At 67.9% G+C, this 25,980-nt stretch carries 21 protein-coding genes and 1 tRNA gene; 15 read left to right on the top strand and 7 right to left on the bottom strand.

Going from position 1 to position 25,980, the window contains the following annotated elements:
- Positions 1 to 48: 48 nt before the first annotated feature.
- Both tgt and queA read right to left on the bottom strand, forming a co-directional pair.
- Entirely contained in the window at positions 49 to 1,164 is a 1,116-nt protein-coding gene (tgt, locus tag FBY21_RS25755) for a tRNA guanosine(34) transglycosylase Tgt (protein WP_162484937.1), read from the bottom strand.
- A 14-nt stretch (positions 1,165 to 1,178) separates the two neighbouring features.
- Positions 1,179 to 2,228 (bottom strand): tRNA preQ1(34) S-adenosylmethionine ribosyltransferase-isomerase QueA, encoded by a 1,050-nt coding sequence (gene queA / locus FBY21_RS25750; RefSeq protein WP_142014913.1) that lies wholly within the window; start codon positions 2,226 to 2,228, stop codon positions 1,179 to 1,181.
- Between the two features lie 173 nt (positions 2,229 to 2,401).
- On the opposite strand from queA, the gene FBY21_RS25745 reads away from it, so the two are divergent.
- The 4 genes from FBY21_RS25745 (at position 2,402) to FBY21_RS25730 (ending at position 4,063) form a co-directional block, all read left to right on the top strand.
- On the top strand, positions 2,402 to 2,737 hold the full coding sequence (locus tag FBY21_RS25745) for a hypothetical protein (RefSeq protein WP_142014910.1): 336 nt from the start codon (positions 2,402 to 2,404) through the stop codon (positions 2,735 to 2,737).
- Positions 2,738 to 2,834: 97 nt separating this feature from the next.
- A tRNA-Leu gene (locus FBY21_RS25740) sits at positions 2,835 to 2,920 on the top strand.
- A 327-nt stretch (positions 2,921 to 3,247) separates the two neighbouring features.
- On the top strand, positions 3,248 to 3,460 hold the full coding sequence (locus FBY21_RS25735) for a cold-shock protein (protein WP_044406025.1): 213 nt from the start codon (positions 3,248 to 3,250) through the stop codon (positions 3,458 to 3,460).
- A 105-nt stretch (positions 3,461 to 3,565) separates the two neighbouring features.
- Positions 3,566 to 4,063 (top strand): RDD family protein, encoded by a 498-nt coding sequence (locus FBY21_RS25730; protein WP_044406027.1) that lies wholly within the window; start codon positions 3,566 to 3,568, stop codon positions 4,061 to 4,063.
- A 49-nt stretch (positions 4,064 to 4,112) separates the two neighbouring features.
- Here FBY21_RS25730 and lptG read toward each other — a convergent pair whose 3' ends face one another.
- Together lptG and lptF are read right to left on the bottom strand one after the other, a co-directional pair.
- Complete coding sequence (gene lptG, locus FBY21_RS25725; protein WP_044406028.1) at positions 4,113 to 5,174, bottom strand: LPS export ABC transporter permease LptG; 1,062 nt, start codon at positions 5,172 to 5,174, stop codon at positions 4,113 to 4,115.
- Complete coding sequence (gene lptF / locus FBY21_RS25720) at positions 5,167 to 6,285, bottom strand: LPS export ABC transporter permease LptF (protein ID WP_044406030.1); 1,119 nt, start codon at positions 6,283 to 6,285, stop codon at positions 5,167 to 5,169. The genes lptG and lptF overlap by 8 nt, the downstream gene beginning before the upstream one ends.
- Before the next feature lie 141 nt (positions 6,286 to 6,426).
- Here lptF and FBY21_RS25715 point away from each other — a divergent pair, with 141 nt between their 5' ends.
- From FBY21_RS25715 to FBY21_RS25680, 8 genes are all read left to right on the top strand, one after another.
- Positions 6,427 to 7,911 (top strand): leucyl aminopeptidase, encoded by a 1,485-nt coding sequence (locus tag FBY21_RS25715; protein WP_142014905.1) that lies wholly within the window; start codon positions 6,427 to 6,429, stop codon positions 7,909 to 7,911.
- A gap of 57 nt (positions 7,912 to 7,968) precedes the next feature.
- Positions 7,969 to 8,388 carry a DNA polymerase III subunit chi gene (locus FBY21_RS25710; protein WP_069559346.1) on the top strand — a complete coding sequence of 140 codons (420 nt, stop codon included), beginning with the start codon at positions 7,969 to 7,971 and terminating at the stop codon, positions 8,386 to 8,388.
- A gap of 8 nt (positions 8,389 to 8,396) precedes the next feature.
- The gene (locus FBY21_RS25705; protein ID WP_142014902.1) at positions 8,397 to 8,900 is read left to right on the top strand and encodes a DNA polymerase III subunit chi; all 504 of its coding nucleotides are present in this window, start codon (positions 8,397 to 8,399) and stop codon (positions 8,898 to 8,900) included.
- A 90-nt stretch (positions 8,901 to 8,990) separates the two neighbouring features.
- Positions 8,991 to 11,840, top strand: coding sequence for a valine--tRNA ligase (locus FBY21_RS25700; protein WP_142014898.1), 2,850 nt, complete (start codon positions 8,991 to 8,993; stop codon positions 11,838 to 11,840).
- Between the two features lie 79 nt (positions 11,841 to 11,919).
- The gene (gene nhaD, locus FBY21_RS25695) at positions 11,920 to 13,269 is read left to right on the top strand and encodes a sodium:proton antiporter NhaD (protein ID WP_142014895.1); all 1,350 of its coding nucleotides are present in this window, start codon (positions 11,920 to 11,922) and stop codon (positions 13,267 to 13,269) included.
- Positions 13,270 to 13,283: 14 nt separating this feature from the next.
- Positions 13,284 to 13,748, top strand: coding sequence for a hypothetical protein (locus FBY21_RS25690; RefSeq protein ID WP_142014892.1), 465 nt, complete (start codon positions 13,284 to 13,286; stop codon positions 13,746 to 13,748).
- Between the two features lie 51 nt (positions 13,749 to 13,799).
- A complete protein-coding gene (locus FBY21_RS25685; RefSeq protein ID WP_142014889.1) occupies positions 13,800 to 14,096 on the top strand; it encodes a helix-turn-helix domain-containing protein in 297 nt (98 codons plus the stop codon).
- 35 nt (positions 14,097 to 14,131) lie between these two features.
- Positions 14,132 to 15,961, top strand: coding sequence for an SLC13 family permease (locus tag FBY21_RS25680; protein WP_142014886.1), 1,830 nt, complete (start codon positions 14,132 to 14,134; stop codon positions 15,959 to 15,961).
- 12 nt (positions 15,962 to 15,973) lie between these two features.
- Here FBY21_RS25680 and FBY21_RS25675 read toward each other — a convergent pair whose 3' ends face one another.
- Positions 15,974 to 16,435 carry a bacteriohemerythrin gene (locus FBY21_RS25675; protein ID WP_044406053.1) on the bottom strand — a complete coding sequence of 154 codons (462 nt, stop codon included), beginning with the start codon at positions 16,433 to 16,435 and terminating at the stop codon, positions 15,974 to 15,976.
- 207 nt (positions 16,436 to 16,642) lie between these two features.
- Between FBY21_RS25675 and rlmF the strand changes: the two genes are divergently transcribed.
- Complete coding sequence (rlmF, locus tag FBY21_RS25670; RefSeq protein ID WP_142014882.1) at positions 16,643 to 17,629, top strand: 23S rRNA (adenine(1618)-N(6))-methyltransferase RlmF; 987 nt, start codon at positions 16,643 to 16,645, stop codon at positions 17,627 to 17,629.
- Positions 17,630 to 18,194: 565 nt separating this feature from the next.
- On the opposite strand, the gene FBY21_RS25665 is transcribed toward rlmF, so the two are convergent.
- Positions 18,195 to 21,617 (bottom strand): AAA family ATPase, encoded by a 3,423-nt coding sequence (locus FBY21_RS25665; RefSeq protein WP_142014878.1) that lies wholly within the window; start codon positions 21,615 to 21,617, stop codon positions 18,195 to 18,197.
- A 152-nt stretch (positions 21,618 to 21,769) separates the two neighbouring features.
- On the opposite strand from FBY21_RS25665, the gene FBY21_RS25660 reads away from it, so the two are divergent.
- Positions 21,770 to 23,257 (top strand): PLP-dependent aminotransferase family protein, encoded by a 1,488-nt coding sequence (locus FBY21_RS25660; protein ID WP_142014874.1) that lies wholly within the window; start codon positions 21,770 to 21,772, stop codon positions 23,255 to 23,257.
- Positions 23,258 to 23,261: 4 nt separating this feature from the next.
- Here FBY21_RS25660 and sbcD read toward each other — a convergent pair whose 3' ends face one another.
- On the bottom strand, positions 23,262 to 24,482 hold the full coding sequence (sbcD, locus tag FBY21_RS25655) for an exonuclease subunit SbcD (RefSeq protein WP_142014870.1): 1,221 nt from the start codon (positions 24,480 to 24,482) through the stop codon (positions 23,262 to 23,264).
- Between the two features lie 138 nt (positions 24,483 to 24,620).
- Between sbcD and FBY21_RS25650 the strand changes: the two genes are divergently transcribed.
- Positions 24,621 to 25,961 carry a TAXI family TRAP transporter solute-binding subunit gene (locus FBY21_RS25650; protein ID WP_142014866.1) on the top strand — a complete coding sequence of 447 codons (1,341 nt, stop codon included), beginning with the start codon at positions 24,621 to 24,623 and terminating at the stop codon, positions 25,959 to 25,961.
- Positions 25,962 to 25,980 lie beyond the last annotated feature (19 nt).

The raw sequence follows: 25,980 nt of genomic DNA, 5'->3' as shown, positions 1-25,980 counted from the left end.
CTGTTGCGGAAATTTGAAAAGTGTTCGGCTTGGAAAAATGCGGCGTTATCAGTCCAGGGGCGGTGTCGGTAGTCCGCGCCGGGCGTAGAAGGCATCGACGAAGTCGGCCAATTTACCCTGTTGAATAGCCTCGCGCAAACCAGCCATCAGGCGCTGGTAATGCCGCAAGTTGTGGATTGTATTCAACATGCTGCCGAGCATTTCGCCGCATTTATCCAGATGGTGGAGATAAGCCCGTGAGAAGTGTTTGCAGGTGTAACAGTCGCAGCCAGGTTCCAGCGGCGAATCATCGTGACGGTGCACGGCGTTGCGGATTTTCAGCACGCCGGTGTCGATGAAAAGATGGCCGTTGCGCGCGTTGCGGGTGGGCATCACGCAGTCGAACATGTCGACGCCACGGCGCACGCCTTCCACAAGGTCCTCCGGTTTGCCGACACCCATCAGGTAGCGCGGCTTGTCCGCCGGCAGGTGCGGCGGGAGGAAGTCGAGCACGCGGATCATCTCTTCCTTGGGCTCGCCCACCGACAACCCGCCGATGGCCAAGCCGTCGAAGCCGATTTCCAGCAGGCCTTCGAGGGAGCGCAGACGAAGCTCCTCGTGCATGCCGCCCTGGACGATGCCGAACAGCGCGGCGGTGTTCTCGCCATGGGCAGCCTTGGAACGCTTGGCCCAGCGCAGCGACAGCTCCATGGAGCGCTTCGCGGTGTCGAAGTCCGCCGGGTACGGGGTGCATTCGTCGAAGATCATCACGATGTCGGAGCCCAGATCACGCTGGACCTGCATGGACTCCTCGGGCCCCATGAACACCTTGGCGCCATCCACCGGCGAGGCGAAGGTCACGCCCTCTTCCTTGATCTTGCGCATCGCCCCCAGGCTGAACACCTGGAAGCCGCCGGAGTCGGTGAGGATCGGGCCCTGCCACTGCATGAAGTCGTGCAGGTCGCCGTGGCGCTTGATCACCTCGGTACCCGGGCGCAGCCAGAGGTGGAAAGTGTTGCCGAGGATGATCTGCGCACCGATGCCTTCGATATCACGCGGCAGCATCCCCTTCACCGTGCCGTAGGTGCCTACGGGCATGAAGGCGGGCGTCTCGACCACGCCACGGGGGAAAGTCAGGCGCCCGCGACGGGCCTTGCCCTCGGTGGCGAGCAGTTCGAAGCTCATGCGGCAGGTGCGCGTCATGCGAGGTCCTCGGGCCCGCGCGGAGCGGGATTGCGGGTGATGAACATGGCATCACCGTAGCTGAAGAAGCGATAGCCCTGCTCCACCGCCGCCCCGTAGGCGGCCATGGTCTCCGGATAGCCGGCGAAGGCCGAGACCAGCATCAGCAGGGTGGATTCGGGCAGGTGGAAATTGGTGACCAGGGAATCCACCACATGGAAGGGTCGCCCGGGGTACAGGAAAATGTCGGTGTCGCCACTGAAGGGCTTGAGCTGACCATCCCGCGCGGCGCTTTCCAGCGAACGCACGCTGGTGGTGCCGACGGCGATCACGCGCCCGCCGCGCGCCCGGCAGGCGGCGACGGCATCCACCACATCCTGCTTCACCTCGAGCCACTCGCTGTGCATGTGGTGGTCCTCGATACGCTCCACCCGTACCGGCTGGAAGGTACCGGCCCCCACGTGCAGGGTGACGAAGGCGCGCTCGACGCCCTTGGCGGCGATGGCGTCCAGCAGGGCCTGGTCGAAATGAAGGCCCGCAGTGGGCGCCGCGACGGCACCGGCGTGCTGCGCGTACACCGTCTGGTAGCGCTCGCGGTCGGCGTCCTCGTCAGGGCGATCTATATAAGGAGGCAATGGCATGTGCCCGACCCGCTCAAGCAGCGGCAGCACCTCTTCGGCGAAGCCCAGCTCGAACAGCGCGTCATGGCGAGCCAGCATGGTGGCCTCGGCGCCGCCGTCGATGAGAATCGTCGAACCCGGCTTGGGTGACTTGCTCGAACGGACGTGGGCCAGCACGCGATGACTGTCCAGCACGCGCTCTACCAGGATCTCCAGCTTGCCGCCCGAAGCCTTCTGCCCTAACAGACGCGCCGGGATCACCCGGGTGTTGTTGAACACCATCAGGTCGCCAGGGCGCAGGTAATCGAGCAGATCGGCAAAGCCACGGTGGGCCATTTCGCCGCTGGCGCCATCGAGCACGAGCAGGCGACTGGCACGTCGCTCGCTCAGCGGGTGGCGGGCGATCAGGTGTTCGGGAAGGTCGAAATGGAAATCGGCAACGCGCATGGTGGGTCGTCTCACAGGGGCGCGAATAGTAGCGGAATTAGGTAAATCTGACCACGCAGGCGGTCCCGCCTCTAAGCGCGCAATCCGGGACAAACTGCTTAGCGAGCCCCCAGGAATAGCGCCGCCAGCGAACGATAAGTATCATTGCGCCATCATCACTCAAGGAACGACTTATGAGAAAAGCTCTAACACTTGCAGGTATTGCCGCTTTTTGCCTGAGCGGGTGCAGCATGACCCTTCCTGTAAAAGGACAACTGCAAAAAACGGATGAGCACTTCAGTGGCACAGCTACCGGCTATATGGATGGCAGCGGAGTTCTCAAGATCGTCACAAGCAAAGGCAGCGTCTGCGAAGGTAATTTTGTGTATGTAACCACCCGTCAGGGAGAAGGGGTGTTCGCCTGCGACGATAAACGTAGTGGCCCCTTCAGCTTCGTATCGACGGGAAGCAAAGGGACAGGATTTGGAGAGCTTGGCGGTGAGCGCTTCACCTTTACTTTCGGCAGCTGAAAAGGGCCCATCTCACAAAGCTCCTAAGTAATCATTCGCCCCAGTAGCAGCTAGATTGACCAGCCCTGGCAGCCTCCCTATACTGCGCCGCCATCGTGCCTCGGTGGCGGAATGGTAGACGCGGCGGATTCAAAATCCGTTTCTGGCGACAGAGTGAGAGTTCGAGTCTCTCCCGGGGCACCACGATCCTTAGGTCGCAAGACCACCTCCCCTCGTATCAATTCGTCCTTGTCTGCGCTGTTCAGCGTTCCCAGAACGACATGTCGTCGCTTGCGCACATGCCGCGTCGAAACTCGCCCGCACGGGGGATTGGCAGCCCCGGACAGTTAGCGTAGAGTGTCACGCACTGTGTTTGCATGGGTCGCTGTTGAATCGTGACCTGATGCAGTAGATCCGACAGATCCGCTACATCCCGCTCGACTTCTCTTACTCTTTGCAACCAGTTCCTAGCCCTCGGCCCAATGTCGGGCAGAGGCTGAAAATCAACTCCAGTTCCAAGGAAATTGAGACATGTCGAATCGTCAAACCGGCACCGTTAAGTGGTTCAACGACGAGAAGGGCTTTGGCTTCATCACCCCCGAGAGCGGTCCGGATCTGTTCGTACACTTCCGCGCCATCGAAGGCAGCGGCTTCCGCAGCCTGAAGGAAGGCCAGAAGGTTACCTTCGAAGCCGTCCAAGGCCAGAAAGGCATGCAAGCTGACAAAGTCCAAGTCCTGGCCTAAGTCGCTGCAAGAGAACCCCTGATGTTTCATCAGGGGTTTTTTTATGCCCGCGTTTCAGTGCCTGCCCTTAGAATGCGGCGTCTTCACACGTGACAAGGGCCCTCCATGCCGAAACACATTCTGCGCCCGGAAGGCGAGTTCCCCACAGCTGGGGCCGTTCGCCGCTTCGCCGCCATCTTCTATGACTTCCTCCTCAGCGTCGCCCTGCTGATGGTGGTCACCCTCTTCTACCAGCAGGTCATCCTGCGTTCGATCTACGGCGGCGAGCGCCTGCGGGAAATGGCCGAGCAGGGCCTGCTGGCCCATGACCCGGTCCTGTCCACCGTGCTGCTCTTCAGCCTGTTCGCCTTCTTCGCCAAGTTCTGGACCCACAACGGCCAGACCCTCGGCATGCAAGTGTGGGGCGTGCGCATCCAGAATCGCGACGGCTCGGCGGTCAGCCTGTGGCAGGCCCTGCTGCGCTTCGTGGTCGCCATGGGTTCCTGGCTCTGCTTCGGCCTCGGCTTCCTGTGGATGCTCTGGGACAAGGACAAACGCACCTGGCACGACCGCTACTCGGAGAGCATCGTGGTGCAACTTCCCAAGAGCGCTCACAAGAAATAGCGAACACGAAAAAGCCGGCTCGAAGCCGGCTTTTTCATGAGCGATCTGATCAGCCAGCCCGGCGCAACAGCCAGACACCTGCCAACGCGCAGATACCCGCAGGAATCAGCACCGCCAGGAACGGCGGGAAGCCGAACACCAGGCTCGACGGTCCCAGCAGATCCTGGCTGATACGCACCACGAAACCGATGACCACACCGGTGAAGATGCGCTGCCCCAGGGTCACCGAACGCAGCGGCCCGAAGATGAACGAAATCGCCATCAGCACCAGCGCCCCCGTCACCAATGGCTGCAGCAGCTTGGTCCAGAAGGCCAGCCAGTAGCGACTGTTGTTCAGCCCCTGCTCCGCCAGGTAGTGCACATAGCTCCACAAGCCACTGATGGACAAGGCCTCGGGCTCCATCACCACCGTACTGAGCAGTTGCGGGTTGAGCTGGATGTCCCAGCGCTCGCTGCCCGCCTCTACCACCTCGGTGTGGTCGCCGCGGAAGTGCGTAGTGGTCACCTCCTCCAACTGCCAGTGATCACCCTGGTACAACGCACGCCGGGCGAAGCTGGCGGCCTGCATGTGCCGCTCACCGTCGAACTCATAGCGGGTCACGCCATAGAGCACGCCATTGGGTTGCACGGCGTTGATGTGCACGAACTCGTTGCCCTGGCGGTGCCACAGGCCGCGTTTGGAGGTCTGGGCCTCGCCGCCGCCCTGCGCCAGGGCGCGGTTGGCCTGGGCCAGGTTCTCGCTCCAGGGCGCCACGTACTCACCCAGCAGGATGCCCGCCAGCATCAGCACCAGCAGCGGCTTCATCACTGCCCAGACGATACGGCCGATGGAAACACCGGCCGCCCGCATGATGGTCAGCTCACTGCTGCTGGCCAGGGTGCCGAGGCCGATCAGGCTGCCGATCAGCGCCGCCATGGGCAGCATCTCGTAGGCGCGGCGCGGCGCGGTGAGCAGCACGTAGCAGATGGCGTCCATCAGGGTGTAGCTGCCCTCAATGTCGCCCAACTCATCGATGAAGGCGAACAGCAGCGCCAGGCTGACGATCACACCCAGCACCGCCAGGATGCCGAAGAACACGCTGGTACCGATGTACCTGTCCAGCTTAGCCATGGGCCACCTCACGAGCAGAACGACGGGCAGCCCACTTCAGGCGGAGCGGTTCCCAGTAGAGCAACAGCAGCCCCACGCTCAGGAAGATGCCATGCACCCACCACAAGCCGAGGGCCATCGGGATCTTGCCCTTGTCGAGCTGGCCACGGGCGGCGATCAGCATCGACAGGTAAGCCATATAAAGAAGGATCGCCGGCAGCAGCTTGAGGAAGCGCCCCTGGCGCGGATTCACCCGCGACAGCGGCACCGCCAGCAGGGTCACCACGAACACCAGCACCGGGATGGACAGGCGCCACTGCAGCTCAGCCTGGTAGCGCGGGTTGTCGCTGCCCAGCAGGTCGCGGGTCGGGATCGCCTCGCGCTCGCCGATCTCGGCACTGATCTCCGGCTTCGGCAGGAGGATGCCGTAGGTCCCGTACTTGATGGCCCGGTAGTCGGCCTTGCCCGGATTACCGTCGTAGCGGTATCCGTTCTCCAGGATCAGGTAACGACTGCCATCCTCATGGATGACCTGGCGCCCGCTCTCGGCCACCAGCACCCCGATGCCCTGCTCCTTGTTGTCCTGGGACAGGCGCTTCTCGGAGATGAACACCCCGCCCAGCTCGCCACGGTCCGCCGACAGGCTCTCGGTGTAGGTCACCCGGTTGCCATTCTTCAGGGTCTGGAAGCGCCCCGGCACCAGCGTGTCGAACTCGGTCAGCGCGTCCTGCTGGTTGAGGATGCGGCCCACCGCCGTCACGCCCTGGGGCGCCAGGCCCAGGCTCAGCCAGGCCACCATCAGCGCGACCAGCGTCGCCGGCGCCAGGCTGTACGCCATCAGACGCTGCTGGCTCATGCCGGTGGCGGAAAGCACCGTCATCTCGCTGTCCAGGTACAGCCGACCGTAGGCCAGCAGGAAGCCGAGGAACAGGCCAAGCGGCAGGATCAGCTGGAGGAAGCCCGGTATGCGGTAGCCCATGATCAGGAACAGCACGCCAGGGTCCAGGGCACCCTGCGCCGCCTGGGCCAGGTACTTGATGAATCGACCGCTCATGATGATCACCAGCAACACGGCGCTCACCGCACTGAGGGTCACCAGGACTTCGCGGGACAGGTAACGGAAGACGATCAAACCAGACACTCCAGGGTTGTCAGGCTCAGGCGGCTACGCTCAAACTAGCCGCTTTGTGGCCGGCACGCCCGAACGGGCACGCCACGGAAAATGGCCGGCATTATACCCTGCAATCCCGACTCTTTGTCTTGGGGACATCACATGGAATTCCTCGTCAAAAGCGCACGCCCGGAAACCCTGAAGACCGCCACCCTGGTGGTCGCCGTCGGAGAAGGCCGCAAGCTCGGCACCGCTGCCGGCGCGCTGGACACCGCCACCGGCGGCGCCATCGCCACCCTGCTCAAGCGCGGCGACCTGGCCGGCAAGGTCGGCCAGACCCTGCTGCTGCACAGCCTGCCCAACCTGAAGGCCGACCGCGTGCTGCTGGTCGGCGTCGGCAAGGAGCGCGAGCTGACCGACCGTCAGTTCCGCAAGGTGGCCGCTGCCGTTGGCGGCGTGCTCAAGGGCCTGGGCGGCAGCGATGCCGTGCTCACCCTCGGTGAACTCAAGGTCAAGGGCCGCGATGCCTACGGCAAGGCTCGCCTGCTGGTGGAGACCCTGGCCGACGGCAGCTACCGCTTCGACCGTTTCAAGAGCACCAAGGCCGATGCCCCGGCCCTGAAGAAGATCACCCTGCTGGCCGAGAAGGCCGAGCAAGCCGACGTCGAGCGCGGCAGCCTGCACGCCCGCGCCATCGCTACCGGCATGGCCTACACCCGCGACCTGGGCAACCTGCCGCCGAACCTCTGCCACCCCAGCTTCCTCGCCGAAGAAGCCAAGGCCCTGGCCAAGGCCCACAAGAACCTCAAGGTCGAGGTGCTGGACGAGAAGAAGCTCAAGGAGCTCGGCGCCGGCGCCTTCCTCGCCGTCGCCCAGGGCAGCGAGCAGCCGCCGCGGATGATCGTGCTCAACTACCAGGGCGGCAAGAAGGACGACAAACCCTTCGCCCTGGTCGGCAAGGGCATCACCTTCGACACCGGCGGCATCAGCATCAAGCCCGCCGCCGGCATGGACGAGATGAAGTACGACATGTGCGGCGCCGCCAGCGTCCTCGGCACCTTCCGTGCCGTGCTGGAGCTGCAGCTGCCGATCAACCTCGTCGGCCTGCTGGCCTGCGCCGAGAACATGCCCAGCGGTGGCGCCACCCGCCCCGGCGACATCGTCACCACCATGAGCGGCCAGACCGTCGAGATCCTCAACACCGACGCCGAAGGCCGCCTGGTGCTGTGCGACACCCTCACCTACGCCGAGCGCTTCAAGCCCCAGGCCGTGATCGACATCGCCACCCTCACCGGAGCCTGCATCGTCGCCCTGGGCGCCAACACCTCCGGCCTGATGGGCAACAACGACGCCCTGGTAAAGCAGATCCTCAAGGCCGGCGAGTACGCCGACGACCGCGCCTGGCAGCTGCCGCTGTTCGAGGAATACCAGGAGCAGCTCGACAGCCCCTTCGCCGACATCGCCAACATCGGCGGGCCCAAGGCCGGCACCATCACCGCCGGATGCTTCCTGTCGCGCTTCGCCAAGAAGTTCCACTGGGCCCACCTGGACATCGCCGGCACCGCCTGGGTCAGCGGCGGCAAGGACAAGGGCGCCACCGGCCGCCCGGTCCCGCTGCTCACCCAGTACCTGCTCGACCGTCTCTGATCCACTGCGACACCTCCCGGCGCCCCAGGCGCCGGGCCTCTTTCCAGGAACACCGAAATGACCCGCGTCGAGTTCTACGTCCTGTCCACCAGTACCCCGGCAGACCGCCTGCGCGCCGCCTGCCAGCTGGCCGGCAAGGCCTGGCGCCATGGCATGCCGGTGTTCGTCCGCTGCGCAGACGACGCCCAGGGCCAGGCCCTGGACGAACTGCTCTGGCAGTTCCGCGCCGAGACCTTCATCCCCCACGCACAGCACGGGGAAGACCCGCACGCCCCGGTGGTCATCGGCCGGGACCAGCAGCCCGGCGCCAGCCAGGGCCTGCTGATCAACCTCGACCCGACCCTCTCGCCCCACCTCGGCCACTTCAGCCGGGTCATCGAGATCGTCAACCAGGAGCCAGCCCTGCTTGCCGCCTGCCGGGAGAATTTCCGCACCTACCGGCAGCGGGGCTATGATCCCAAACGAGTCGAACTCTGAGCCGCACCATGGACAACCCCAGCCAGCCTCCCCGCCCGGCCCACCTGCTGGACGACCTCGAGTCCATCCGCGCCCTGCTCGATGAACACACCAGCAGCGAGCCGCCCCTGCTCACCGAATCGGTGGACCCTGCCAGCATCCCCCTGCTGTCCGAGATCGTCGAACCGCCGCCGTTCAGCCTCAGCCCCGCTCCCGCGCCCCAGGCCGCCCAGCCGGCGACGCCCAATGCCCCGCGCCAGGCACCCGCACCGACGCCCGCTCCCGTGAAGGCCGCCGCCCCCGTACCGCCCGTCGTCCCGGCGCCCAGTGCCGCCCAGCCCTCCGTGCGCGCCGGCGTCGAAGCCGCCACGCAAACCCAGCTCGATCGCCTGGACGGCGAGCTGCGCGCCGCCGCCCAACTGATCCTGCAGGACGTCATCGACGACTTCGTCCCGCAGATCGAAGCCGAGCTCAAGCGCCGCCTCAACGCCCGCCTCGCCCGCCTGCTTCCCCAACTGCCGCGACGCAGCTGACCGCCTGCTTAGCGGCCTTTGGCCGCCTGGGTTTTGCCCGTTATACTCGGCGGCTTTCCGATCAGTTGCCGACACGGTCCCGCCGCACACATGGACAAGACCTACCAGCCCCACGCCATCGAAACTTCCTGGTACCAGACCTGGGAGAAGAACAACTACTTCGCCCCGCAAGGTTCCGGCGAGCCCTACACCATCATGATCCCGCCGCCGAACGTCACCGGCAGCCTGCACATGGGCCACGGCTTCAACAACGCGATCATGGATGCGCTGATCCGCTTCCGCCGCATGCAGGGCCGCAACACCCTGTGGCAGCCCGGCACCGACCACGCCGGCATCGCCACCCAGATGGTGGTGGAGCGCCAACTGGCCGCCCAGGGCATCAGCCGCCATGACCTCGGCCGCGAGCAGTTCCTCGACAAGGTCTGGGAGTGGAAGGAACAGTCCGGCGGCACCATCACCCGCCAGATCCGCCGCCTCGGCTCCTCCGTCGACTGGTCGCGCGAGCGCTTCACCATGGACGACGGCCTCTCCGAAGCGGTCAAGGAAGCCTTCGTCCGCCTGCACGAAGACGGCCTGATCTACCGCGGCAAGCGCCTGGTCAACTGGGACACCAAGTTCCACACCGCCATCTCCGACCTCGAAGTGGAGAACCACGACGAGAAAGGCCACCTGTGGAACCTGCGCTACCCCCTGGCCGACGGCAAGAAGACCGCCGAAGGCAACGGCTACCTGATCGTCGCCACAACCCGCCCGGAAACCATGCTGGGTGACAGCGCCGTCGCCGTGCACCCGGAAGACGAACGCTACAAGGCCCTGATCGGCAGCTTCGTCGAACTGCCCCTGGTCGGCCGCCGCATCCCCATCGTCGCCGACGAATACTGCGACCCCGAGTTCGGCACCGGCTGCGTCAAGATCACCCCCGCCCACGACTTCAACGACTACGAAGTCGGCAAGCGCCACGACCTGCCGCTGATCAACATCTTCGACAAGAACGCCGCCGTGCTCGCCACCGCCCAGGTGTTCAACCTCGACGGCAGCGTCAACGACAGCCTCGACGCCACCCTCCCGGCCCAGTTCGCCGGCCTCGACCGCTTCGAAGCACGCAAGCAGATCGTCGCCGCCTTCGAACAGCTCGGCCTGCTGGAGAAGATCGAAGACCACGCCCTCAAGGTGCCCAAGGGCGACCGCTCCGGCACCGTCATCGAACCCTGGCTGACCGACCAGTGGTACGTCTCCACCAAGCCCCTGGCCGAACCGGCCATCGCCGCCGTGGAAGATGGCCGCATCCAGTTCGTGCCCAAGCAGTACGAGAACATGTACTTCTCCTGGATGCGTGACATCCAGGACTGGTGCATCAGCCGCCAGCTCTGGTGGGGCCACCGTATCCCCGCCTGGTACGACGAGGCCGGCAACGTCTACGTCGGCCGCGACGAGGCCGAAGTCCGCGCCAAGCACAACCTCGGCGACCAGCCGCTGCGCCAGGACGAAGACGTCCTCGACACCTGGTTCAGCTCCGGCCTGTGGACCTTCTCCACCCTCGGCTGGCCGGAACAGACCGAGTTCCTCAAGACCTTCCACCCCACCGACGTCCTGGTCACCGGCTTCGACATCATCTTCTTCTGGGTCGCCCGCATGATCATGCTGACCATGCACCTGGTGAAGAACGAGGACGGCACCCCGCAGGTTCCGTTCAAGACCGTCTACGTCCACGGCCTCGTGCGCGACGGCCAGGGCCAGAAGATGTCCAAGTCCAAGGGCAACGTCCTCGACCCGCTGGACATCGTCGACGGCATCACCCTCGACGCCCTGCTGGAGAAACGCACCAGCGGCATGATGCAGCCCAAGCTCGCCGAGAAGATCGCCAAGCAGACCCGCATCGAGTTCCCCGACGGCATCAACAGCTTCGGCACCGACGCCCTGCGCTTCACCTTCTGCTCGCTGGCCTCCACCGGCCGCGACATCAAGTTCGACATGGGCCGCGTCGAGGGCTACCGCAACTTCTGCAACAAGCTGTGGAACGCCGCCAACTTCGTCATCGAGAACACCGACGGCCAGGACACCGGCGTCAACGGCGAAGCCGTCGACCTCTCCTCCGTCGACCGCTGGATCATCAGCCAGCTGCAGCGCACCGAAGCCGAAGTCACCCGCCAGCTCGACGCCTTCCGCTTCGACCTGGCCGCCCAGGCCCTCTACGAGTTCGTCTGGGACGAGTACTGCGCCTGGTACCTCGAACTGGTCAAGCCCGTGCTCTGGGACGAGAACGCCCCCATCGAGCGCCAGCGCGGCACCCGCCGTACCCTGGTGCGCGTACTGGAGGTCATCCTGCGCCTGGCCCACCCGTTCATGCCCTTCATCACCGAAGAGATCTGGCAGCGCATCAAGGACCAGGCCGGCGTCAGCGGCGACACCCTCATGCTGCAACCCTGGCCGGTAGCCAACGAAAGCCGCATCGACGCCGCTGCCGAAGGCGACATCGAATGGGTCAAGACCCTGATGCTCGGCGTGCGCCAGATCCGTGGCGAGATGAAGATCTCCATGGCCAAGCGCATCGACATCATCGTCGCCAACACCAATGCCGAAGACCTGCGCCGCCTGGCCGACTTCGAGCCCCTGCTGAACAAGCTGGCCAAGCTCGAATCCGTCCGCGTCCTGGCCAGCGGCGAGGAAGCCCCCATGTCCGCCACCGCCCTGGTGGGCGACATGCAGGTGCTGGTGCCCATGGCCGGCCTGATCGACAAGGACGCCGAACTGGCGCGCCTGGACAAGGAAATCCAGCGCCTGGACGGCGAGGTCAAGCGCGTCGGCGGCAAGCTCGCCAACGAAGGCTTCGTCGCCAAGGCCCCGGCCGAGGTGCTCGAGAAGGAGCGCGCCAAGCTGGCCGAGGCCGAACAGGCCCTGGCCAACCTCACCGAGCAGCGCGGGCGCATCGCCAGCCTGTGATGCACAAGAGCCCGCCCATCGACAGATCGGCGGGCTTTTTACTCCCTGCGACCCCGTTCACCGCTGAAAGGATGTCCCCATGTACGCGCTGATGGCCCTGCTGTTCATCGCCGGTTACCTGTGCATCGCCCTGGAACACCCGCTCAAGGTGGACAAGGCCGCCTCGGCCCTGATCACCGCCGTCCTTTGCTGGACCGCCCTGGTCCTCGGCGTCGACAGCATCGCCCCCGGCCTGGCCCAGGGTGAGCACGGCGTCAGCGGCGAACTGCGCCACCACCTGGGGGAAATCTCCGAGATCCTGTTCTTCCTGCTCGGCGCCATGACCATCGTCGAACTGGTCGATGCCCACGAAGGCTTCAAGGTCATCACCGACCGCATCCAGACCCACAAGCGCGTCACCCTGCTCTGGCTGATCGGCTTCATCACCTTCTTCCTCTCCGCCGTGCTGGACAACCTCACCACCACCATCGTCATGGTGTCCCTGCTGCGCAAACTGATCCGCCACCAGCACGAACGCTGGTTCTACGCCGGCATCGTGGTGATCGCCGCCAACGCCGGCGGCGCCTGGTCCCCCATCGGCGACGTCACCACCACCATGCTCTGGATCGGCCACCAGATCAGCGCCAGCGGCATCATCAGCAGCCTGTTCATCCCCAGCCTGGTGTGCCTGCTGGTCCCCCTCGCCGTCCTCAGCTTCATCCTGCGGGGCGAATTCCAGCGTCCCGACGACGAAGCCGACGCCGCCGAGCACGACCCCACCACCCCCTTCGAGCGCAACCTGGTGTTCGTCCTCGGCCTCGGCGCCCTGCTCTTCGTCCCGGTGTTCAAGAGCATCACCCACCTGCCGCCGTACATGGGCATCCTCCTCGGCCTCGGCGTCCTCTGGGTCGTCACCGAATGGCTGCACCGTGGCAAGCACGACGAAGACAAGCACCCGCTCTCGGTGATCGGTGTCCTGCGGCGCATCGACACCCCCAGCATCCTGTTCTTCCTCGGCATCCTCCTGGCCGTCTCCAGCCTCGCCACCGCCGGCCACCTCACCCAGGTCGCCGCCGCCCTCAAGGACAGCCTCGGCAACGTCTACGCCATCAACATCGCCATCGGCCTGCTGTCCTCCGTGGTCGACAACGTGCCCCTGGTGGCCGGCGCCATGAAGATGTACCCGCTGGCCACCCCCGAGGCCGTCGCCGCAGCCGGCGACCAGGCCGGCTGGCTCGGCCACTTCGTCGTCGACGGCACCTTCTGGGAACTGCTCGCCTTCTGCGCCGGCACCGGCGGCAGCTGCCTCATCATCGGCTCCGCCGCCGGCGTCGCCGCCATGGGCATGGAGCGCATCGACTTCCTCTGGTACCTCAAGCGCATCAGCCTCCTGGCCCTGCTCGGCTACCTCGCCGGCGCCGCCACCTACATCGGCCTCGCCCAGCTCTGAAGGGAACGACACGGATGTCCGGCCCGATCCAGCTGCAATTCGAATCCACCCTGCCCATCACGACAGAGACCGCCTGGCGCTGGATCACCGACGTCGACCTGCTGCGCGCGGAAATGCGCCCCTGGCTGCGCATGAGCGTCCCGCCCGGCGTCCGCTCCCTCGATGACCTCACCCTCGTACCGGGACGCCCCCTGTTCACCAGCCGCCTCTGGCTGCTCGGCTGCCTGCCCATGGGCCACTCCCACCTCACGCTGGAATCCCTCGAACCCGGGCACGGCTTCGTCGAATGCTCCCCCATGACCGGCATGCGCCTGTGGCGCCACGAACGCACCCTGCACGCCGTCGAAGGCGGCGTGCGGCTCTGCGACCGGTTGACCTTCGAGCCGCGCCTGGCCGCTACGCTGGTTCGCACCCTCACCCGTTTCTTCTTCAATCAACGCCACCGGGTACTCCGGCACCGAGCCACCGCCACGGATTAGCGCCCCAGCCCCTGGCCCGACGCCCCTCGCCTGCCTCGACAAGGACCTGCCATGGAAACCAGCAAGACCCGCACCAGCTTCTACCGCCGCCTCTACGTCGCCTGGCTGATCGACAGCGGCACCGCCACCAGCGTCCCCGCGCTGATGGCGGCCACCGGCATGCCCCGCCGCACCGCCCAGGACACCCTCGCCGCCCTCGCCGAACTGGACATCGACTGCCGCTTCGACCAGGCCGAAGGCGAGCGCAACAACAGCGGCCACTACCGCATCCACGACTGGGGCCCCATCGACCCGGCCTGGATCGATGCCAACCTGAGCCCGATCAAGGCGGTGCTCGGCTATCCCTGACAAGCTGCCGCCGCGTCAGAAACAGGAAGCCCCGCGTGAACAACGATCTGCTGATGGTCCTCGGCCTGCTGGCCGGCGCCGTCACCCTCTTCGCCCTCAACCGCCCGCGCATGGACGTGGTCGCCCTGCTGGTGCTCGTCGCCCTGCCCCTCACCGGCGTGCTCGACACCAGCGAAGCCCTGTCCGGCTTCAGCGACCCCAACGTGGTGCTGATCGCCGCCCTGTTCATCATCGGCGACGGCCTGGTGCGCACCGGCATCGCCTACCGCCTGGGAGACTGGCTGGTGGCCAGGGCCGGCAGCAGCGAAACGCGCCTGCTGGTCCTGCTGATGCTGGCCGCTGCCGGGCTCGGCTCGGTGATGAGCTCCACCGGCGTGGTGGCCATCTTCATCCCGGTCGCCCTCGGCGTCGCCTCGCGCCTGCGCATTCCACCGGGCCGGCTGATGATGCCGCTGGCCTTCGCCGGGCTCATCAGCGGCATGCTCACCCTGGTGGCCACCGCCCCCAACCTGGTGGTCCACGCCGAGCTCAAGCGCGCCGGCCTGGAGGGCTTCGGCTTCTTCAGCATGACCCCGGTGGGGCTCGCCGTGCTGGTCCTCGGCATCGGCTACATGCTGCTGGTGCGCCGCTGGCTCACCCCACGGGGCGATGACGGCCACGCCAATGCCCCACGCCTGACCCTCACCGACCTCGCCCGCGCCTACCGCCTGGACGAACGCGAGCGACGCCTGCGGGTGCGCTCCGACTCGCCCCTGGCCTGCCAGGCCCTCAACGAACTGGAGCTGCGCAGCCAGTACGGCATCAACGTCATCGCCGTGGAACGCCAGCGGCGCTTCCGCACCCTGCTGCTGATGGCCACCGGCGACACCCAGCTGGAGCCCGGCGACGTGCTGCTGGTGGACCTGGCCAGCCCCGCCATCGGCCTGCTCGGCGCCTACCAGCAACTGGGGCTGGAACCCATGCCCCTGGCCGATTCCTACTTCAGCCTGCACGCCCACCAGCTCGGCCTGGCCGAGGTGGCGATGCCGCCGGAATCCCAACTGCCGGGCAAGACCATCCAGGAACTGGGCTTCCGCACCCGGCACAAGCTCAACGTGGTCGGCCTGCGCCGGAGCGGCAAGGCCCTGGAAGGGGTGCTGGTGGACGAGAAGCTCAAGGCCTCCGACACCCTGCTGGTGGCCGGCGAATGGCGGGCCATCCACCGCCTGCAGGGGCTGAGCCGCGACTTCCTGGTGCTCAGCCTGCCGGCCGAGGTGGACGAGGTCGCCCCCACCGCGCGCAAGGCGCCCTACGCCCTGCTCAGCCTGGGGGTGATGATCGCGCTGATGGTGTCCGGGCTGGTGCCCAACGTGCTCGCTGCCCTGATCGGCTGCCTGTTGATGGGCGCCTTCCGCTGCATCGACCTGGACAGCGCCTACCGCGCCATCCACTGGCCGACCCTGGTGCTGATCGTCGGCATGCTGCCCTTCGCCACCGCCCTGCAGCGCACCGGCGGCATCGACCTTGCGGTGCAGGGCCTGGTCGCCCTGCTCGGCAACGCCGGGCCGTACGCCATGCTGGCCAGCCTGTTCGCCGTCACCGCGCTGATCGGCCTGTTCATCTCCAACACCGCCACCGCCGTGCTCATGGGCCCGGTGGCCATCGCCACGGCGCAGCAACTGGGTGCCTCACCGCTGCCCTTCGCGCTGATCGTCGCCCTTGCCGCCTCGGCCGCCTTCATGACGCCGATCTCCTCCCCGGTGAACACCCTGGTGGTCGGCCCCGGACACTACCGCTTCGGCGACTTCGTGAAGATCGGCGTGCCCTTCACCCTGCTGGTGATGCTCGTCAGCGTGGTGCTGGTGCCCTGGCTGTTCCCGCTCTGAGCGGGCAGCCCGTCAGGCCGTGCGCAGGAAGAAGCGCTTGGTGGCGCGGCGCAGCCAATTGGACTCGGCCGCCAGGCGGGTGAGGTTCTCGCGCACCGCGCCCACGTAGTCACGGTCGTCGTTGAGGATGTGGTTGAACAGCCAGCGGCCCAGCAGGGACTTCAGCTCATCGGCCACGTCCTCGCCCCGTACGAAGCGCTCGCGGTATTCCCCCACCCGGCGGATGAACAGCTCGTGCACGCGCTTGTGGGCACGGGTGAAGGCGTAGCCGGCCTCCTCCATCATCGATTCCTCGAAAGCGAAGTGGGACAGGGTGTAGTCCACCAGCTCCTCGATCACCGTGGCGACGACCCCGGCATCCGCCCGGAGCTGCGCCTCGTGGAGCTGGTTGATCATGTCGACGATGCGCCGGTGCTGGTCGTCGATCACGCTGATGCCACTGTCCAGCTCGTCACGCCATTGAAGAAAAGCCATGGTGTCCTCCTGATCTCGCGGTCTGCCCGACAACCTAAGCGGCCCGCCCCTCTCGCCCCATGACACGCATCAACAGAGTTCCCCTCGCCACGGCGTTGCACGGCAAAACAGGCGCTTCCCACAAGCCTCCGGCTGCGCATCCGACCGCTGACTTCAGCCTCCAGCCGTGGGAAAATCCCGCGCCCAACCCCAGCCGAAAGCCGCCCCATGCCCCAGCCGCCGAAACGCCCCCGTACGCCTGAAGCCCAGGCCGGCAAGGGCGCCCTGCACCCGCGCAATCGCCACCAGGGCCGCTACGACTTTCCCGCGCTGATAACCGGCAGCCCCGAGCTGGGTGCCTTCGTCATCACCAACCCCTACGGCAAGCCAAGCATCGACTTCGCCAACCCCGAGGCGGTGAAGGTGTTCAATCGGGCCCTGCTCAAGCAGTTCTATGGCATCCGCCAGTGGGACATCCCCGCCGGCTACCTGTGCCCGCCGATCCCCGGGCGTGCCGACTACCTGCACCACCTGGCCGACCTGCTCGGCGCCGCCCACGACGGCGTCATTCCCCAAGGCCCCGGCCTGCGCGGGCTGGACATCGGCGTCGGGGCCAATTGCGTCTACCCGCTGATCGGCCACCACGACTACGGCTGGCGCTTCGTCGGCGCCGACATCGACCCGCAATCCCTCGACTCCGCCGCCGCCATCCTTGCCGCCAACCCACGCTTCGGCGACGCCATCGAACTGCGTCGCCAGGAAAACCCGCAGCACATCTTCCAGGGCCTGGTGCAGGCGGACGAACGCTTTGACTTCACCCTCTGCAACCCGCCCTTCCACGCCTCCCTGGACGAAGCCCGCAGCGGCAGCACCCGCAAGTGGAAGAACCTCGGCAAGCAGGACCCGAGCCGCCAGTTGCCGGTGCTGAACTTCGGCGGCCAGTCCAACGAGCTGCATTGCGAAGGGGGCGAAGCCGCCTTCATCGCCCGCCTGGCCGACGAGAGCGCCGCCTTCGCCCAGCAGGTGTTCTGGTTCAGCACCCTGGTCTCCAAGGTCAGCAACGTCGCCCCCCTGCAGGAGCGCCTCAAGGCCCTCGGCGCCACCGACATCCGCGTGGTGCACATGGCCCAGGGCCAGAAGCAGAGCCGCTTCGTCGCCTGGACCTACCTGGAGAAGAACCAGCGCCGCGCCTGGCGCAAGGCACGTTGGCCATAAGCACCGCGCAGCCCAAACTGCCGAAGCCCGGACTTCAGTCCGGGAAAACCTGTGCACACATCCCCGGGCTGAAGCCCGGGCTACAGGGCTCGACACGAATGGCCCACGCAAACGCCTGCTAGCCGTAGGGTGGGCTTCAGCCCACCAACAAACGCACCGCGTGGGCTGAAGCCCACCCTACGAACAGCACCGCCCAGCGCCGTAGCCCGGACTTCAGTCCGGGAAGCCCAAGCACCCATTCCCGGGCTGAAGCCCGGGCTACAGGGATCGGCCACGAACGGCCCGCGCAACGGCCTGCCAGCCGTAGGGTGGGCTTCAGCCCACCAACCAATGCTCCGCGTGGGCTGAAACCCACCCGACGAACAGCCCCGCCCAGCGCCGTAGCGCCGTAGCCCGGACTTCAGTCCGGGAAACCCAAGCACCCATTCCCGGGCTGAAGCCCGGGCTACAGGGCTCGGCCACGAATGGCCCGCGCAACGGCCTGCTCTGGCCGTAGGGTGGGCTTCAGCCCACCAACAAACGCGCCGCATGGGCTGAAGCCCACCCTGCGAACAGCCCTGCCCAGCTACACGGCGAAGCGTTGTTCCAGGCGGCTGTAGCCCATGCCGACGCCCTTGTGCACCTTGAGCTGCACGGGGATGCGTTCCTTGAGGGCTTCGACGTGGCTGATGACGCCGATCATCTTGCCGCTGGCGTTGAGGGCATCCAGGGCGTCGAGGGCGATTTCCAGGGTCTCGCCGTCGAGGGTGCCGAAGCCTTCGTCGAGGAACAGCGAGTCGATGCTGGTCTTGTGGCTGACCAGGTCGGAGAGCGCCAGGGCCAGCGCGAGGCTGACCAGGAAGCTCTCGCCGCCGGAGAGGGTGCGGCAATCTCGGGCGACGTCGCCCTGCCAGGTGTCCAGCACCTCCAGTTCCAGTTCGCCCTCGGCCTTGCGTGCCAGCTGGTAGCGCCCATGCAGGCGTTGCAGCTGGCGGTTGGCCAGGTGCACCAGATGGTCCAGGGTCAGGCCCTGGGCGAAGCGCCGGTACTTGGCGCCGTCGGCGGCGCCGATGAGGCTGTTGAGGCGCTGCCAGAGGTCGTAGGCGGCGGTCTGCCGCTCGATCTCGGCGAACAGCGCCTGCTGCCCTTCGCGACGCTGGGCATCGGCGACCAGCAGCCCACGGACCTCGCCCTGGCGCTGGGCCAGGCCACGGCGCTCCGCCTGCACGGCCTGCAGCTGTTCGTCGAGCTGGGCCAGGGTCTGCTCGGTCTGCGGCGCCGCCAGCAGCGCATCCAGGGCCTCCCGCGCCGAGGCCTCCAGGGCCCGGGCTTCGGTGGCGGCCTTGTCCAGGCGCGCCTGGAGGGCCAGCAACCGGTTGCGGGTGTCCTCGTCCAGCAGGGCCGCCCGGTACTGCGCCTCGTCGCCGAAAGGACTGCGGGCCAGGGCCTGTTCCCAGGCGCTGCGCTGGGCGTCGAGGGAAACACGGGCGGCCTCGCCTTGCTCGACCAGGGTGTGTTCGCGCCCGACCAGGGCCTGGCTGCGTTCCTGGGCCAACGCCAGGCGCTGCTCGGCCTGCTCCAGGGCGGCGACAGGGTTATCCACAGGGGTCAGGGGCTCGCCATCGGCCTGGCCGAGTTCGCGCCAGCGTTGCTGCCAGCGGCTGGCGGCGCTTTCGGCCGCCTGCAGCTCCACCCCCAGCGCCTGTTCATCCCGCTCCAGGCGTTGTTGCAGGGCCTGGGCCTCGCGCCAGGTCCGGGCTTCGGCCTCGCGCTCGCTCAACCAGCCTTCGCCATCCTCGGGCAGGGCATAGCCGAGTGCCTCCAGGGCGGCGCGCAGTTCTGCCTCCTGGCGGGCCTGCTGCGCCTGGAGCTGGCCCAGGTGCTCGGTGTTCTCCGCTTCGCGGCGGCGCAGGGCGTCCTGCTCCTGCACGGCCAGGGCGAGGTTCTGGGCGGCCTCCTGTTGCTGCCGCTGCGCCTGCACATGCTGGGCTCGGGCGTTTTCCAGGGCCTGCTTGAGGCCGTCCAGCTCACCCAGGCTGCGCTGCAGGGCGGCCAGGTCCGCCTGCTGCTGCGCCTGGGCCGCCTCCACCGCCTGGGCATCGGCCAGTGGCCGGCCCAGTGCCGTGCACAGCTGCTGCCACTGGGCCTGCAGCTGTTGCAATTCATCCTGCAGGCGTTGGGCATCCTGCTGGCGCTGGCGCAGTTGCGCCTCCAGGGCGGCCAGTTCGTCGCGCAGCGCCTCGCCGCGCTCGCGCACCTGGTCCTGCTCGGCGCGCTTGGCTTGCAGGGCCCGCTGGGTCTCCGTGGTGTCCAGCGCGCCGTAGGCCTCGATGGCCGGGTGTTCGCAGGAGCCGCACAGCGGGCAGGCCTCCCCCGGCTGCAGGGCCGCACGGTGGGCCTCCAGCTTGAGGATGCGCTGCTCCTGTTCCAGCAGTTTTTCCTTGTCCTGGATCTGTTGCTTGAGGTCGGTGAACTGCAGGCGCAGGGCATCCCGCGCCGCCGCCTTCTCCGCCTGGGCACGGCTGTCGGCGTCGATGCCGGCCTGTGCCTCGGCCAGCTGGCGCGCCAGGCGCGTGCGGGTGTCCGCCAGCTGCTGCAGACGGGTGAGCTGGTGGCCCTGGTCGCTGAGGCGCTGCCAGCGGTCACGCAACGCGGCTTCGGACTCACCGGCCAGCAAGTCGCCCAGGGCAGCCTGGGATTGCGCGTCGTCGGCGCGGGCCCGCTCCAGGTGCTGGTCGCTGTCAGCCAACACAGCCTGGAGGTCGGCGATGCGCTGCGCCATGCGCTCCGCGTCCTGCTTGTCCTGCTGCTGGCGGGCCAGCGACTGGGCGATGGCCTGGGCCAGGTTGCGGCGCGCACCGAACTGCTCGCGCCAGGCGCCCAGGCGCTCGCCCAGCAGGCCATGCTGCGGGTTGGCCGCCAGTTGTGCCTCCACCTGCCGCCTCTGCCCGGCCAGGGCCTCGCATCGGGCAGCCAGGGCTGTCGCCCGCTGCTGGCTGTAGCCGCGCGCCCGCCACAGGCCGTCGGCCACCTCGCCGGCAGCCTCGGCCTTCTGTTCACGCACCTGCGCCAGGGCCGCCGCGGCTTCGGCAGCGCCCTGCTCGGCACGCTGCCAGTCGCGGTGGGCACTGCGCAGGCGCTCGGCCGGCTCGCTGGCGGCCAGTTGCTGCAGCTCCGGCTCGGCGGCGTCCCGGGCCTGCCGGGCGGCCTCGCCCTGGGTCTGGGCGGCGTGCAGGCGGGCCTCGGCGTTGGCCACGGCCTCGCGCCACTGGCGCTGGCGTTGCAGGGCCTCCTGCTGCTGGCTGAGGGCGGCTTCGCGGGGGTCGAGGGCGGCGAGTTCGTCCTGCAGGCCCTGGCGCTGCACGTCGTCGAGCAGTTCGACACCCTCGGCGCGGGCACGGGTCTGCTCCAGGGCCGCCTTGGCTTCGCGGGTGGACTCGAACACCCGCTGGGAGATCAGCCCGTACACCTCGGTGCCGGTCAGCTCCTCCAGCAACTCGGCGCGCTGGTTGGCACTGGCTTCGAGGAAGGCGGCGAACCCACCCTGGGCCAGCAGCATGGACTTGGTGAAGCGCTCGAAATCGAGCCCGGTGAGGCTTTCGGTCTGCTTGAGCTTGTCGTTGATCTTGTCGGTGAGGATCTCCCCGTCGGCGATGCGCGCCAGCTCCACCTTGGGTGGCTGCAGCCCGCCGTCCACCTTGTCGCGGGCCCGGCGCTGGCTCCAGAAGGCGCGGTAGCCCACGCCCTTCACCTCGAACTCCACCTCGGCCAGGCAGTCGGCGGTGTGCCGCGTCATCAGCTCGTTGGCCGAGGCGGAGACGCTGCTCATGCGCGGTGTGCGGTGGTAGAGCGCCAGGCAGATGGCGTCCAGCAGGGTGGTCTTTCCGGCACCGGTGGGGCCGGTGATGGCGAACAGGCCGTTGCCGGCGAAGGGCTCGGCGGTGAAGTCGATCTTCCACTCACCCTTGAGCGAGTTGAGGTTCTTCAGACGCAGGCTGAGGATTTTCATGCGGGGGTCGTGCTCATCCGGGAAGCCGGCATTCTGTCATCCCCGCGCGCCCGTGCCGACCCGCATCCGCACCCGCGCAGCGGCCCTGCCCCATTGGCCTGCCAAAGCCTTACACTCGCCGACTTCCTGCCAGACCACCCACAGGCCACGCCATGGCGACACGTTTCGAGCTGGACACCCTGAAGATGCGCATCGCCCAGGCCGAGCTGCAGCCCCTGGACCTGCACCAGCGTATCCAGCGGGCGCTGCAGGGGCTGATCCTCGACGGCACCCTGGCCCCCAGGCTGCGCCTGCCGGCCACCCGCAGCCTGGCCACCGCCCTGGGGGTGGCCCGCGACACGGTGGAGAACGCCTACGTGCAGCTCCAGCGCGACGGCTACATCGCCCGCCAGCAGGGCTCGGGGAGCTTCGTCTCCGACAGCCTCGGCCAGCGCCTGCGCGGTGCCCCCGTCCAACGCCGGGCGCCCCGCCCTGCTGCCGCCACTGCCCCCCCGACCAGCGGGCTGAGCCGTCGCGGCGAGGCCATCCTCGCCAGCGGCGGCATCCAGGACCACCGCCAGGTGCGCGCCTTCGCCACCGGCCTGCCGGAGACCCGCTCCTTCCCCCTCGCCACCTGGACGCGCCTGCAACGCCAGGCCCAGAAGGACCCGGCCGCCCTGCTGCATGGCGACCCGCAAGGCTGCGAGGCGCTGCGCACGGCCATCGCCACCTACCTGAACCTCGAACGCGGCGCCCGCTGCAGCCCGGACCAGGTGCTGGTGCTGAGCAGCACCCGCCAGGGCCTGTTCCTCTGTGCCCAGCTGCTGGTGGACGAGGGTCGCCCGATCCTGCTGGAAGACCCGGGCTACATCGGCGCCCGCCGCGCCTTCGAGGCTGCCGGGACGCGGGTGCTGCCGGTCCCGGTGGACGCCCAGGGCCTGAGCACCGAGGCGCTGCGGGCCGACCGCAGCGGCGCCAGCTGCGTGTACGTGACGCCGTCGCACCAGTACCCCACCGGCGCAACCCTGCCGTTGCAGCGGCGCCTGGAGCTGATCGGCTGGGCCGCCGAGCGCCGGGGCTGGATCATCGAGGACGACTACGACAGCGAGTTCCACTACGACGGCCTGCCCACCGCCTGCGTCCAGGGCCTGGACGACCAGCAGCGCACCCTCTACCTGGGCACCCTCAGCAAGGCCCTGTACCCCGGCCTGCGCCTGGGCTACATGGTGCTGCCGCCGGCGCTGATGCCCGCCTTCACCCATGCCCGCAGCATCATCGACGGCCACAGCCCGCAGGTGCTGCAGCTGACCCTGGCGCGCTTCATGGAGGACGGCCACTACAACGCCCACGTGCGCGCCATGCGCAAGCTCTACGCGCAACGCCAGGGGGTGCTGGTGGGTGCCCTGGAGCGCCACCTGCCGAACGTGGTCCAGGCCCTGCGGCCGCCGGGCGGCCTGCAACTGCCCTGCCTGCTCGCCGAGGGCTGGACGGAGGCGCGCACCCAGGCGCTCGCCGCCCGTGCCGGGCTGCTGCTGCCAGGGCTCAGTCGGTTGTACCTGGGGGCGGAGAAACGCCAGGGCTGGCTGCTGGGCTATTCGGCCCTCAGCGACCACGAGATCGAAGGGGCGGTGCGGCGCCTGGCCGACGCGCTGGGGGCGTGACGGCTCAGGCCGTGTCGTCGCGCACCTGCTCCAGCACCTGGCGGTAGAGGTCGGTCAGCCGCGCGGCCTCGGCCTCTTCCAGGGCCTCCAGCCCCAGGCGGCGCTGGAATACCTCTTCCACGCTCAGCTCGTCGAGGGTTTCCCGCGCCTCGCCCTGCAGGCCGGAGCGCGCGGCACCGCGTTCGCGGCGGATGCGCAGCACCTCCACCGGCAGCCCGTCGCACAGCTGTGCCAGGCGGGCCTGGAGGTCATTGAGGTAGTCGTCCGTGGTCACCACCACCTCCAGCCAGGCCGGACGCTCCGGGGTGCCCTCGCGGGCGGCCTCGGCCAGGCGTTCGGGCAGCTCGGCGAGGCTGCCGCGCAGGCTCAGCAGCGGCTGGAAGCACGGCACCGGGAGCGCCTGCACCTCGCACAGGCCGCTGCCGTCCAGCTCCACCAGCAGCACCTCCTTCTGCTGGCGCGCCTCGTCGAAGGCCAGGGGGATGGGCGAGCCGCTGTAGCGGATGTGCCCCAGGCCGCCGACCTTCTGCGGCCGGTGGATGTGCCCCAGGGCGATGTAGTCGGCCGCCGGGAAGGCGCTGGTGGGGAAGGCCTCCAGCGCGCCGACGTAGATTTCCCGCACCGACTCGCTGGCACTGGCGCCCACCGTGGTGAGGTGGCCGGTGGCGATGATCGGCAGGTCGCCGCCCGAGGCGGCGCGGCATTGCAGGGCGCGCTCGAACAGCGCCTGGTAGTGGGCCTGGATGGCCTGCTGCAGGCCCAGCTGCTTGTCCTCGGCACTCTGCCCGGCCTGGCTCAGCAGCACGTCGCGGGGGCGCACGAAGGGCACCGCGCAGAGCACTGCACCGGGCTGGCCGTCGCGCCGGGGCAGCACCCGCACCTGTTCGTCCGGGTCGGCCACCACCGCCGGCACCACCCAGGTGTCCAGCTGGGCCAGCAGCTCGCGGCTCTCGCCGAGCATCGCCACCGAGTCGTGGTTGCCCCCCAGCACCACCAGCCGCGCCCCGCTGGCGCGCAGGTCGACGATGAAGCGGTAGTACTGCTCGCGGGCGTAGCTGGGCGGCGCGCCGGTGTCGAACACATCGCCGGCCACCAGCACTGCGTCCACCTCATGCGCCCGCACCTGCTCCAGCAGCCACTGGCAGAACGCCTGGTGCTCGGCCTGGCGGGTCTTGCCCATGAAATGCTGGCCCAGGTGCCAGTCGGAGGTGTGCAGGATGCGCATCGGAAACCACGCTGAAGACGATGAAGGCGGCCACCTTGTCATCGGCCACCGGCGCTGGCAACCACCGCAAGCGGCTCGTGCTGCCCAGCGCAGCGGCACGCACTATCCTGTAGCCGTCATACCCGCAACGGAGTCCCCATGCCGAGGCTGTTGAAAGACCTGAAGATCATGCTGCTGGCCAACCTGTGGACGGTGCCGGTGCTGGCTGCGCTGGTGGGCGCGCTGTTCTACTTCGTCGCCCCGCCACCGCCCATGCACGCGCGCCTGGCCACCGGCGGTGCCAATGGTGGCTACGCGGTGTTCGGCCAGCGCCTCAAGGAGGAACTGGCGCGCCAGGGCTTCGACCTGGAGCTGGTGCCCAGCGACGGCTCGCTGGACAACCTGGAGAAGCTGCGCAACGGCGAAGTGGAGATGGCCCTGGTGCAGAGCGGCCAGGAACTGACCCTGCCCGTGGAGGTGCGCCAGCGCCTGCACGGCCTCGGCGTGATGTACCAGGAGCCGCTGTGGCTGTTCCGCCGCGCCGACGTGGACATCGACAGCATGGCCGACCTGCAGCAGCTGCGGGTGGCCATCGGCAAGCCCGGCAGCGGCACCCGCGCCATCGCCGATGCGCTGTTCGCCGCCAACGCCATCCCCACGGACAGCTACCCGGCCAGCTGGCAGGCCTACAGCGGCAGCCGCGCCGCCGAGCAGTTGCTGAATGGCGAACTGGATGCGGCCTTCTTCGTCGGCCCGGCGGAAAACGCCGTGGTGCAGCGCCTGGCCGCCAGCCCGGGGGTGGACCTGGTGAGCTTCCGCCGCAGCGCCGCCTACCGCGCGCGGCTGCCCTACCTGACCCGCCTGGAAGTGGGCGAAGGGCTGCTCAACCTGGCCAACAACGTGCCCCGCCAGGACGTGCTGACCCTCGGCCCGGTGGCCACCCTGGTGGCCGGCGAAGGCTTCCACCCCTCGCTGACGCCGCTGATCCTCGAGGCCGCCCGCGAGGTGATGCAGAACGGCAGCCTGCTGGACCCGTCCGGCACCTACCCGAAGGAGCAGCCGATGACCCTCGCCGCCCTGGACGAGGCCAGCTACTACTACCGCAACGGCTTGCCGATCCTGCAGCGCTACCTGCCCTTCCGCATCGCCTCCCTGGCGGACCGCTACATCATCCTGCTGATCCCGCTGCTGGTGGTGATGTTCCCGCTGTTCAAGGCCGTGGGCCCGGTGTACCGCTGGCGCGTCCGCGCGCGCATCTACCGCTGGTACAAGCACCTGCGGGAGATCGACCGCAAGCTGCAGCACGGCACCGCCTTCCCGGCCCTGGACGAGGAAATACGCGGGCTGGAAGCCCTGGAGGCACAGCTGGACCGGGTCGACGTACCGCTCTCCTACACCCACGAGCTGTACGACCTGCACATGCACCTGCGCTACGTCATCGAACGCCTCAAGGCCCTGCGCGCCCAGCGCCAGGCCGACGCACCGGGCATGCGGGACTGAACGCAAGCGGGCCGGGTTA

The organism is Pseudomonas sp. SLBN-26 (assembly GCF_006715895.1).
Taxonomy (GTDB): Bacteria; Pseudomonadota; Gammaproteobacteria; order Pseudomonadales; family Pseudomonadaceae; genus Metapseudomonas; species Metapseudomonas otitidis.
Note: the sequence above shows the minus strand (reverse complement) of the source record. Positions and strands in the feature narration are given on the sequence as shown.

Coding starts and splice junctions, on each gene's coding strand:
- tgt (WP_162484937.1), bottom strand. CDS start 1,164: ATGAGCTTCGAACTGCTCGCCACCGAGGGCAAGGCCCGTCGCGGGCGC.
- queA (WP_142014913.1), bottom strand. CDS start 2,228: ATGCGCGTTGCCGATTTCCATTTCGACCTTCCCGAACACCTGATCGCC.
- FBY21_RS25745 (WP_142014910.1), top strand. CDS start 2,402: ATGAGAAAAGCTCTAACACTTGCAGGTATTGCCGCTTTTTGCCTGAGC.
- FBY21_RS25735 (WP_044406025.1), top strand. CDS start 3,248: ATGTCGAATCGTCAAACCGGCACCGTTAAGTGGTTCAACGACGAGAAG.
- FBY21_RS25730 (WP_044406027.1), top strand. CDS start 3,566: ATGCCGAAACACATTCTGCGCCCGGAAGGCGAGTTCCCCACAGCTGGG.
- lptG (WP_044406028.1), bottom strand. CDS start 5,174: ATGGCTAAGCTGGACAGGTACATCGGTACCAGCGTGTTCTTCGGCATC.
- FBY21_RS25715 (WP_142014905.1), top strand. CDS start 6,427: ATGGAATTCCTCGTCAAAAGCGCACGCCCGGAAACCCTGAAGACCGCC.
- FBY21_RS25710 (WP_069559346.1), top strand. CDS start 7,969: ATGACCCGCGTCGAGTTCTACGTCCTGTCCACCAGTACCCCGGCAGAC.
- FBY21_RS25705 (WP_142014902.1), top strand. CDS start 8,397: ATGGACAACCCCAGCCAGCCTCCCCGCCCGGCCCACCTGCTGGACGAC.
- FBY21_RS25700 (WP_142014898.1), top strand. CDS start 8,991: ATGGACAAGACCTACCAGCCCCACGCCATCGAAACTTCCTGGTACCAG.
- nhaD (WP_142014895.1), top strand. CDS start 11,920: ATGTACGCGCTGATGGCCCTGCTGTTCATCGCCGGTTACCTGTGCATC.
- FBY21_RS25690 (WP_142014892.1), top strand. CDS start 13,284: ATGTCCGGCCCGATCCAGCTGCAATTCGAATCCACCCTGCCCATCACG.
- FBY21_RS25685 (WP_142014889.1), top strand. CDS start 13,800: ATGGAAACCAGCAAGACCCGCACCAGCTTCTACCGCCGCCTCTACGTC.
- FBY21_RS25675 (WP_044406053.1), bottom strand. CDS start 16,435: ATGGCTTTTCTTCAATGGCGTGACGAGCTGGACAGTGGCATCAGCGTG.
- rlmF (WP_142014882.1), top strand. CDS start 16,643: ATGCCCCAGCCGCCGAAACGCCCCCGTACGCCTGAAGCCCAGGCCGGC.
- FBY21_RS25665 (WP_142014878.1), bottom strand. CDS start 21,617: ATGAAAATCCTCAGCCTGCGTCTGAAGAACCTCAACTCGCTCAAGGGT.
- FBY21_RS25660 (WP_142014874.1), top strand. CDS start 21,770: ATGGCGACACGTTTCGAGCTGGACACCCTGAAGATGCGCATCGCCCAG.
- sbcD (WP_142014870.1), bottom strand. CDS start 24,482: ATGCGCATCCTGCACACCTCCGACTGGCACCTGGGCCAGCATTTCATG.
- FBY21_RS25650 (WP_142014866.1), top strand. CDS start 24,621: ATGCCGAGGCTGTTGAAAGACCTGAAGATCATGCTGCTGGCCAACCTG.